The 10,038-nt window shown below is 44.4% G+C and carries 7 protein-coding genes; 3 read left to right on the top strand and 4 right to left on the bottom strand.

The window, feature by feature from the left end:
- Positions 1–21: 21 nt before the first annotated feature.
- Positions 22–894, bottom strand: coding sequence for an Abi family protein (locus tag SULKU_RS06350; protein ID WP_013460118.1), 873 nt, complete (start codon positions 892–894; stop codon positions 22–24).
- Between the two features lie 267 nt (positions 895–1,161).
- Between SULKU_RS06350 and SULKU_RS06355 the strand changes: the two genes are divergently transcribed.
- Positions 1,162–2,439, top strand: coding sequence for an OprD family outer membrane porin (locus SULKU_RS06355; RefSeq protein ID WP_013460119.1), 1,278 nt, complete (start codon positions 1,162–1,164; stop codon positions 2,437–2,439).
- Positions 2,440–2,444: 5 nt separating this feature from the next.
- Here SULKU_RS06355 and SULKU_RS06360 read toward each other — a convergent pair whose 3' ends face one another.
- The 3 genes from SULKU_RS06360 to SULKU_RS06370 form a co-directional block, all read right to left on the bottom strand.
- Positions 2,445–3,695 carry an ArsS family sensor histidine kinase gene (locus SULKU_RS06360; protein WP_013460120.1) on the bottom strand — a complete coding sequence of 417 codons (1,251 nt, stop codon included), beginning with the start codon at positions 3,693–3,695 and terminating at the stop codon, positions 2,445–2,447.
- A complete protein-coding gene (locus tag SULKU_RS06365; RefSeq protein WP_041666988.1) occupies positions 3,688–4,356 on the bottom strand; it encodes a response regulator transcription factor in 669 nt (222 codons plus the stop codon). The genes SULKU_RS06360 and SULKU_RS06365 overlap by 8 nt, the downstream gene beginning before the upstream one ends.
- A 178-nt stretch (positions 4,357–4,534) precedes the next feature.
- Complete coding sequence (locus SULKU_RS06370) at positions 4,535–5,242, bottom strand: EF-hand domain-containing protein (RefSeq protein ID WP_013460122.1); 708 nt, start codon at positions 5,240–5,242, stop codon at positions 4,535–4,537.
- Between the two features lie 254 nt (positions 5,243–5,496).
- Between SULKU_RS06370 and SULKU_RS06375 the strand changes: the two genes are divergently transcribed.
- Both SULKU_RS06375 and SULKU_RS06380 read left to right on the top strand, forming a co-directional pair.
- Positions 5,497–8,004, top strand: coding sequence for a sugar phosphate nucleotidyltransferase (locus tag SULKU_RS06375; protein WP_013460123.1), 2,508 nt, complete (start codon positions 5,497–5,499; stop codon positions 8,002–8,004).
- Complete coding sequence (locus SULKU_RS06380) at positions 7,989–10,037, top strand: glycoside hydrolase family 57 protein (protein ID WP_245535163.1); 2,049 nt, start codon at positions 7,989–7,991, stop codon at positions 10,035–10,037. The genes SULKU_RS06375 and SULKU_RS06380 overlap by 16 nt, the downstream gene beginning before the upstream one ends.
- Position 10,038 lies beyond the last annotated feature (1 nt).

Genomic DNA, 10,038 nt, shown 5'->3' on the forward strand with positions numbered 1-10,038 from the left:
TATTGATTCCTTGGTTTAGATTCATTTCCACACCGCAATCCCTCCCCAACCATCAACAAATCCCATCTGTTCCAAATCTATATCAGGATACTTGGCAAAAAGGTTTAATAGCTCCGATTTCATATCAAACGTGTCATGAATCGAACGAAGTACATGATGGGTCATCACGGCAAACGTATAGTATTTGTCGTTGACCATCCCCGTAAACTCTTTTTTATGCTTCGGTATTTTGGTTTTGATAACGAATTGACGGTTCCATAAACGGCTATGATGGGCGGAGAGGTTGCGCACGTACGAAAAGACATGAAGCCAGTTTTTAAAGACAAAAGAGGGCAACCCGATTCCGTCTAAAATCTCTTTTTCGATAGGGGGACAAAGCATAGAGTAAAGTTTTGAAAGTGTACCGAATGAGATGATCTCAACGACCATCCAAATGGGTAAATCACTATCGCAATAGTTGTCTCTGAAATGTTTGATAAACGTTTCTTTTGAACGTCCCGTCTCTTTTGCTATGTCGTCTTTGAGCCATGCAAAATCCCCGTCTCTGGCACAAAAGTTTTCTTCTTGGGTATAGCCGAAAGCCTTGGTGTGTTTCGAGAGAATGTAGGCGAGGGAAGTGCGTAAAAATATTTCGATTTTTTCAATAGCGCCAAATGTTAAAAGTCGTAGCTCTTTATCGAAATGGTAGAGGTCGATGATCTGCTCGAACGTAATGCCGTGGTCAAAAGTGTCTTTTGCCGATTGAAACGGCAGGAAATAAGCACTGAGCCGAAAATAACTGATGTGTTTGAGTTTAGTAATGGCATAAGCTTCATCATGGATAATAAGTCCGCGATTTTTGAGAAGATCGATTTGATTTTGATACGAAAGGTGAGGTTTGTTGTAAGAAGTCATAAGCACTTCCCCGTTTGCACATTGTGAAGAGGTGGGGGGAGTATGTTGAGAGAATTATTACGAAAATAAGCTTTGAAATTTATTACGTGCATCGAGGATATTCCATAATGATGCTAACGTAAGACATTCATACTCCGTAACATAAAATAATTGCAGTGATTATAGCAGATTTGAATGACCTTCCGAACTGATCTGTTGTGTTGAGCAGGTTGGTATAAGAAGTAATTATTCAGTAAAATAGCAAACTTTTTTATAGCAAGGGTCGAAATGGTTTCATCAAAATACACTGCACAACGATTTATAGGACTCGGCGGTATTTTGATGATGTCGGCAATAATCAGCACCTCGTGCAGTGCAGAAAACCTTGAGGATATCTTCAAAGAGGGTAAAGTGAGCGGTCAGCTCCGAGCCTTCTGGTATGACGGACAGCGGGAACTGCGGATCGATCGTACGGCACTGACCGTGGGGGGGATACTTTCCTATCAAACGGCGCCGTTCGCGGGACTGAGTGGCGGAGTATCGTTTTTTTCGAGCAACGGTATCACGTCGCTGACGCACATGCCCGAATCGGGGCAGACCCACAACCTCAATCTCGACGGAAGCTCCATCAACACCCTCTGCGAAGCGTATCTGCAGTACAAAGCGAGTGAGACGTCGATCAAGATCGGGCGGCAGCGTCTTGATCTTCCTTTGACGAATGACTATTACAACCGTATGCTCCCCAACAGTTTTGAAGCGCTGTACGGCGAGAACCGTTCGCTGCAGCATACGGTTCTCAAAGCCGCCTACATCACGGGGTGGAAGTATAAAGGCTCCGATACGTTTGTCTCTCCGACCTATACCCTCGGAATTGACCGCGATATCACCGTTGTCGGAGCGGTCTACACTCCTGAGCCTTCGCTAAAATTTGAACTTTACGACACCTATGTGCGTGACGTGATGAACGCCCCGTATCTGCAGATTATCGATAATGCGATCTGGAAATCATCCGAGGGGACAACCCTCTCGGGCGCCGTTCAGTATTTGAATGAAAAGAGTATCGGTTTGCATGCGGCGGGGGAGATGGATACCTATCTGCTAGGAATCCGGGGCACCGTGTCCAAAGGGCTGTGGAGTCTGAGCGCTCTGTATACCCGCATCGGCGATCAAAGCCTGCAAGGGAGCGGCGGACGCTATGAGAAAATGGGGTGGGGAGGGTTTATTACCTACACCGATCTGCAAATCGACGGGGAGAGCGAAAACGGCGGGGCACAAGCCTACGGAAGTATCCTGACCTACCGCCCCTCATCGGATTTCGAGATTTCTGCCAAAACCATGCACATCGATCAAAACGACGCTATACAGTCTAACCCCGCGTCGCTTACCCTCAACCCCCGACCCGATTCAAACGAATACAACATCGATGCGACTTATCAACCTTCTAAATCGTTTCGGCTGCGCACACGACTCGCTCGGATCGATTACGACAGCGGCAGTACAGAGCTGTATAAAGCCAAAGCGTACGATGAGACAAATGTCCGCATTATCGCCGACTATCTGTTTTAGTACATTTACAAAACAATTCTAAAACAGTTCAATCCCGTATCGTAATGATATTCGAGTCTGTATCCGTGTTTGTGCAAGATGGCATTGGTGATATAAAGCCCTAACCCTAGACCGGTCATGGAACTCTCATAGGTACGGTTAAAGGGTTTGGTAAAAGTTCGGTTCTCTTCGGGAAGAGGCTCTCCGAGGCTGCAGATTTCAATAGCGTGTTGCAATATGAAAAGGGTGGGTTTCGTATCGGAGTATTTAAACGCGTTATCGAGAAGGTTTTTCAGTGCGATGGCGAAAAGCTCAAAATCGACGTTGATAATGAGGGCGGAATCTTCCCCTTTGATCACAATGTTTTTTTTCTCGCACATCAGAATATCGCAGGTATGGTCGAGAATATCGACAAAACGGTATTCTTGGGGATTGATCGTCATCTCTCCGCTGCTGAAACGCTCCATTGTCGAAAACTCTCTGAGCAGATAATCCATACGGTTAAAAATCCGCTTCAGCCGTTTCTGATCCTCTGATTCTTCGAGGCAATCGGTGCTCAAAGCCCCTTTCATAATCGGTGTTTTAAGTTCATGAAGGATATTGCGTAAAAACAGCGCTCTCGCCTCTTTCATCGAGGCGATTTTCTCTAACGCAAGGTTGAATTCATGGGTAATCTGAGAAATTTCATCCTTCCCGCCTATCGGTACGTCCAGACGGGTATCCCCCTCTTTAAAGTTCATGATAGCATTTTTAAGACGGTTCAGCGGGGTCAGCTTTTTGAGAATAAAGATAAAAAAGAGCAGCACCAGCAGATCGATCATAATGAATACAGTCCAAATAGGCCATATTGAGGTTACTTTGAGGTCTTCCAAAACCATTAAATCATGCCGATCGAACGGCGGAGGCGGCGGCAATGACGGATCAAACATCAAAGGAGGCCGGTCAAACGGATTCATCGGAGGAGGGGATTTGAGAAAATAGATTTTGCCGTTATGTTCCATCACTCTTCCGAAAGGGAATTCTTCAAGCGTTATTCCGTTTTTTCGGAGGAAATCGGGTGACAGGGAAGAGGGGGCGATCATCAGTTGTTTGAGTTCCGTCCCGAAATCTCCGCTTCGGTGGTGAATCAGACGTTCCGCAAGAGCAAAACGGCGCATTCTGTCCCCTTGCATCTCATTTGCAAAATAGTTGTGTGCTATCCAAAACAAACCGTTGATCAGAGCAAATATGAGCAGAAAAAATAAAATAATGAGGCGGATGATGGAGTGGTTATTCATTGACAAATTTATACCCTACGCCGCGAACGGAAATAATGTAACGGGGATTTTTCGGATCGTCGCCTATTTTTTGGCGGATACGCCCCATAATGACATCGATACTTTTGAGACTGCTTTCGTATTTGATCGAACCGATATTCATCAACAGCTCTTCTCGTGAAATGGCGTAACGATCTTTTTTGATCATATAGGAGACGATATCGTATTCGGCGGGGGTAAGCTTCAAAACCGAGCCGTGACGGGAAATTTCGTGTTTTTGCTCATTGACTTCGAACGGAAACAGTTTTTTGGGCAATGAGGGGTGGATGCGCCGCATAATGGCATCGATACGAAAGATCAGCTCCTGAGGATCATAGGGTTTAGGCAGATAGTCGTCCGCCCCGCGCGAAAATCCCATTATCTTATCGCGAATGTCTGAGCGTGCCGAAGAGATAATAATCGGTATGTCGCTCTCTTGACGGATCAGACGGCATATTTCCATACCGTCCATTTGGGGTAGTGAGAGATCGAGCACCAACAGATCAAAGGTTTGTGCCTGAAACAGGCTCAGCCCTTCCAGCGGTGTCAAAGCGACCGTGACATCAATATCGTCTTTATAAAGACGTGATCGCAACAGTTGAGCCAGTTCATCATCATCTTCAATCATTAAAACCTGTATCATAAATCGATTATATCGATGAAAAGGTAACAAGATAGTAACTGAATTTTGTCGATTTTTTCGCATGTATGCGAAAACCTTTAGGGGATTGCAAAGGACAATTGTGTCCTTGCCATCTAAACCGGCTTAGCCGGTTTGGATGTATAACACTGAATCTACATGCCCCGAAGGGCATGCGTGTTTATGCACTGACACTTAAAAGAGAAGTGGAGTTGCTTGCAGAGGCATTGCTGCCGTAGTAGGAAAGAATTTTTTGAAGCATGTCATTACGCATCGTTTTAAATGCGTCTTCCGTCGTTGTTTCTGTTGTAGAAGCAGATGTTTGTGCCGAAGCGGAAGTACTGGTTTGTGATGACGTACTTGAACTATCGGTTGATTTTTTCTCAAAGAGAGCCGCTAGTTCATCGGCACTGACCGATCCGTCCTGATTGGTGTCCAGAGCGGAAAAAATCTTATCGATACTTTGGCTGTCCGTGCTGTCTGTGGAGGAAGAAGAGTCGCTCGGCGGTGGCGGTGGCATTCCTCCCGGTGGCGGCGGAGGCATTCCGCCGTCTTCTCCTTGAGCTTTTTGCGGTTTTGAATTTTTAAGTGCAGCCATGAATTCATCGGTACTTAAACCGCCGTCTCCGTTTGAATCCAACTTAGTGAAAATATCTGTAGCCGAGGTGCTGCTAGAACTAGAGCTGCCGCTAGAACTATTTGAATTAGATGCGAGCGCTTGTGCAGCCGCACTGAATTCTGCTGAGTCGACAGTACCGTTTCCATCCGTGTCCATAGAGCTCAACATTTGTTGCGCTATATCTTCAAAATTCGGTTTGGACGTCTGTGACGAAGATACCCCGGAAGAACTGTAAGACGAATACGCACTGTAGTTAGAATTAACTGTCATGGTACGCTCCTTATCGGGTGTAGCAAGAAAAATTTCTTACTCGGTCAAAATCATAAAGCCCCTATAGTAACTAATAGGTAACATTAATAATGTTTATCAATAAAAAAATATAAAAAAAAGTTTGTCTCTAAAATTTAATATTTTTGTAATAAATTGTATTCATTCTATGTTATGATTAAATCTGCATGAATAAAAATAAGCTTTGAATATCGTATCTTTATGCGATAAATACGGCTTAAAAATAAAGGAGATAAATGAAAGCTGTTATTATGGCAGGCGGATTTGGAACACGGATTCAACCGCTTACTAACTCAATTCCTAAACCGATGTTGCCGATAATGAACCGTCCAATGATGGAACATACGATCGTCAGTTTACGTGATTTGGGGATAAAAGAATTTATTGTCTTGCTTTATTTTAAACCTGAGATCATTAAGGATTATTTTAAAGACGGAAAGGCATGGGGGATCAACATCACTTATGTAATACCGGATGATGATTACGGTACCGCCGGTGCCGTGAAAAAAGCTCAGGAATTTATCGGTAATGAAAATTTTATCATTATCAGCGGAGACTTAGTTACCGATTTTGATTTTCAAAAAATATTCGACTATCATAAATCGAAAAATTCCAAACTGACCATCACACTCACTTCTGTTGAAAATCCGCTCGAGTTCGGGGTGGTCATAGCCAATGAAGAGGGGATTATCCAAAAGTTTCTGGAAAAGCCGAGTTGGGGTGAGGTATTCAGCGATACGATTAATACCGGTATCTACATTATCGAGCCGGAGATTCTGAATTACATACCTAATAATGAAAATTTTGATTTTGCCAAAGATCTATTCCCGATGCTAATGAACAAAGGGATCGATTTAATGGCGGGATATGCCGAGGGATATTGGCGTGACGTAGGCAATCCTGAAAGCTACCGTGATGTATATGACGATATTTTGAGCGGAAAAATAAAATTCAAGCTCGACGGCGAAGCTATCAAATACGTTGACGGTGTTTTGATTCGCGAAGAGGACAATGTCATTGACGAGAGTGTCGAAGTCGTCGGTATTGTCGTAATCGGAAACAATGTTACGATCAAAAAAGGGGCCAGACTCAGTAATGTCGTCATCGGAGACAATGTCACCATCGGAGCGTCATCAAAAATCTGCAATACCGTTATTTGGAATGATGTTGAGATAGGGAAAAATGTAAAGCTCGACGGATGTGTCATCTGTAATAACAACCGTATCGGCAAAAATGTGACGGCAAAATCGGGGATGATTTTGGCGGAAGGGTGCGAAATCGGCGAATTGGCCGTAGTCGAACAGGATGTCACAATCTGGCCGGATAAAATGATTCAAGAAGCCTCTATCGTCAGCCGCAGTGTCATTTTAGGGAGCAAATATAAAAATTCGATATTTGAAAACGGGTTGGTTATCGGCAAATCAAATGTCGAACTCTCCTGTGAAATGGCGACCAAACTGGCCGAAGCATTCGGTGCTCAGCTCCCGGTAGGTTCTACCGTTCTCGTATCTCGTGACAGTTCTAAAAGCGCACGGATGCTTAAGCGGGCATTTTTAGGGGGGCTTTTATCCTCAGGGATGGACGTAATCGATTACAGAGCTATTCCCTCGGCCGTCATGAGATGCAGCTTATCGTACCATGATGAGTATGCCGCCGGTATCCATATTAACCAAAAGCTCGATGATCCGACCAGTACCGTTATTACCTTTTACAATCACGAAGCGCTTCGAATCAATAACGATACGGCAAAAAAGGTAGAAAAAGCGTTCTTTAAAGAGACTTTCCGTCGTGTAGACTACTCTCGAATCGGCCAAATTTTTCCATCCGATCATGAGAAAGAGTATGCCGGCTATAAAAAAGGGATGGAAGAGCTTCTTCAGTCGCATATGTTCAAGTGTCTTAATTGCCGTGTCGCGATCGATGTGATGCACGGGATGTCATCCGAAGTGTTTCCCGATATTTTAAACGATATGGGTGTAGACAATATAATGTTCAACGCACATCCCGACGAACAGCGTCTGGAAAATATCAATACCCTTATGAAACGCTCCTATGAGGATATGAGTGCCGTTATCAATGCATTGAAACTGGATGCGGGATTTATGATCTATCCGCACGGACAGCGGCTTGATATATTGTGCGATAAAGGGATTGTACTCAGCAAGCAGGCCGCATTGTTTGTCGTTCTCACTCTTTTGAACATGGAAGCGAAAGAAAAAGGGGTGGAAAAACGGGTATTTCTCCCTACCTGGGCAGCCGATTTTGTCCGATTCGAGCATTTGAAAATTGAACGCGGGCAATATGCCAATTTTAAAAGCGATCAAATGAAACGGTACGATTTGGTCACGACGGGGGAGGGGAACTTCGCGTTTACCGAATTTGCAACCCACCGTGATTCGATGTACGCTACGCTGAAAATTTTGGAGATGATCGTCAATCACAGAGTTAAACTCTCCGAACTTATCGAAGCGCTTCCGACGTTTTATTATCACACTTTCCAGGTTCCGTGTACACAGGCGAACAAAGGAAAAATGATGAGAATGTTCCTGGAAGACTCAAAAGGGAAAAAATCCTCAACCCTTGACGGAGTCAAAATTTGGCTTGATCAGCATGACTGGGTATTAATGATACCGGATCAGTACAGCGATCATCTAAACCTCTACATTCAAGCCAAAACAGCGAAACAGGGTGAACATATTTATGAAACCTATAAGACAAAAATTGAGGAATGGATACGTTCATAATGGAACCGAATACTCTCCAACTCTCGTTTTTCTGGCATATGCATCAGCCCGATTATCGCGGGAGCGACGGGGTGATGAGCATGCCGTGGGTTTTTCTGCATGCCATTAAAGATTATTATGAGATGCCGTGGCTGTTGACAAAATTTGCGACCATCAAGGCAACGTTTAATCTGACCGCGACATTGATGGAGCAGTTGGAACTTTACCGCGATCCTCTCAAATACGATTATTTTCTCTCTTTATGGGAACAGCACCCCTCAAGTCTCGATTTTCAATCACGTCAATGGCTGATAAAACTGTGTAAATCGAGTCAGTTTGAGACGATGGTCAGGCCGATCCCCCATTATGAATATCTGTACGGTAAAAATGAATACAGCGATAACGAGCTTATCGATTTGGAAATACTTTTTATTTTGTCGTGGTGCGGAAATTATCTGCGCAGTGAAAATGCGGTTGTAAAAAGGATGCTGCAGCAAGGCTCCGGATTTAATCAAAATGATAAACACCGTCTCCTCGATTCGCTGTGCGCGTTTATTGAAACGATTATTCCTTTTTACGCTTCATTGCAGCAAGAGGGGCGTATCTCAGTATCGACAACCCCTTATTATCATCCCATTTTACCGTTGCTGATCGACATGGAAAATGCCACCATCGCCAATCCCCACACAACGCTGCCGAAAAGGCCTCTCTCATTGCATGCGGATGCTCAAAAACATATTGAACGCTCAATGAAGCTATATGAGAAGCATTTTAAAAAGAAACCGAGCGGTTTTTGGCCGGCTGAGGGGGCGGTAGATACGAAAACGCTCTCTCTTTACCGTGAGAACGGGATCAAATGGATTGCGACGGACGAAGCGATTTTATTTCATTCGCTCGGCAATGACGAACGTAAAAATCTTTACATGACATACCGTTTTAATGAGGTGACGATCGCTTTTAGAGATCATGCACTCAGTGATCTGATCGGATTTACCTATCGGTTTAAATCTGCGGACGATGCGGCAGATCATTTTCTCCATACCTTGAAATCGATCGAAAATGAACAAACTGATCCGTCTGTTTTTGTCATTGTCGACGGAGAGAACGCCTGGGAATTTTATGAGAACAACGGATTTAATTTTTTCATGGCACTCTATAAACGGCTGGAGGGCGCTTCATGGTGCAAAACAGCAACAATGGACGAAATGGCAAAAGGTATAAAACATACCAACCTTGAAAGCCTGCAGCCGGGGAGCTGGATTCACGGAACGTTTGATACCTGGTCAGGTCACCCCCAAAAAAATCGTGCATGGGAACTGATCTATCAAACGCGCCGGGATGCGGATAACTTTCGCGGGACGGTTTCAGACGAAACGGCACGAAAAATTGAGGAACATTTCTTAGCGTCGGAATGCAGCGATTGGTTTTGGTGGTACGGTGACGATCATGTCACCGATTTCGCTGTGGAATTTGACACGCTCTTTCGTAACCATTTAATTTCTATCTACGAACTGCTGGGGATTGCTCCCCCGGCGAATCTTTTTCAGCCTATCCTTTCGATGAGTTCCGCAGCCCCGTTTTGGGTAAAACCTAAATCTCCGCTTACCCCTGTTATTGACGGTAAATATTCTTCATTTTTTGAATGGCTCGGATGCGGAAGCATGGATGAGAGGAAACTTTATTCGACGATGGACAGGGTTCGAGGACCGATCGATACCCTCTACTATGGGCATGACAAAAAGGCGATATACGTAGCGTTCGAGGGGAACCTCTCTGCGATTAATCGGCGCGGTCTGAAACTTTTGGTCATACTGGAAGAAAGCGGCGAACATTTTGAATTTGATCTGGAAACGGTTAGTGCTGCGGAGAACGATATCGTAGCCATGGATGAGCGGCTCGAAATTGCCATAGCACGCTCCCATTTCGGAATGATGCGACTCTTCCATTTGCGGTTTGAATTGATAAGCGATACTAAAATACTCCAAACGATGCCCGGTAACGGTGCCCTTTGTATCGATTTGAACGAACATTATGCCGCCAACTGGTTTGTTTAAC

It is taken from the genome of Sulfuricurvum kujiense DSM 16994 (assembly GCF_000183725.1).
Classification (GTDB): Bacteria; Campylobacterota; Campylobacteria; order Campylobacterales; family Sulfurimonadaceae; genus Sulfuricurvum; species Sulfuricurvum kujiense.

Excerpts from the sequence above, each read along its gene's own strand:
- SULKU_RS06350 (WP_013460118.1), bottom strand. The coding sequence starts at position 894 with ATGACTTCTTACAACAAACCTCACCTTTCGTATCAAAATCAAATCGAT.
- SULKU_RS06375 (WP_013460123.1), top strand. The coding sequence starts at position 5,497 with ATGAAAGCTGTTATTATGGCAGGCGGATTTGGAACACGGATTCAACCG.
- SULKU_RS06355 (WP_013460119.1), top strand. The coding sequence starts at position 1,162 with ATGGTTTCATCAAAATACACTGCACAACGATTTATAGGACTCGGCGGT.
- SULKU_RS06380 (WP_245535163.1), top strand. The coding sequence starts at position 7,989 with ATGGATACGTTCATAATGGAACCGAATACTCTCCAACTCTCGTTTTTC.
- SULKU_RS06365 (WP_041666988.1), bottom strand. The coding sequence starts at position 4,356 with ATGATACAGGTTTTAATGATTGAAGATGATGATGAACTGGCTCAACTG.
- SULKU_RS06360 (WP_013460120.1), bottom strand. The coding sequence starts at position 3,695 with ATGAATAACCACTCCATCATCCGCCTCATTATTTTATTTTTTCTGCTC.
- SULKU_RS06370 (WP_013460122.1), bottom strand. The coding sequence starts at position 5,242 with ATGACAGTTAATTCTAACTACAGTGCGTATTCGTCTTACAGTTCTTCC.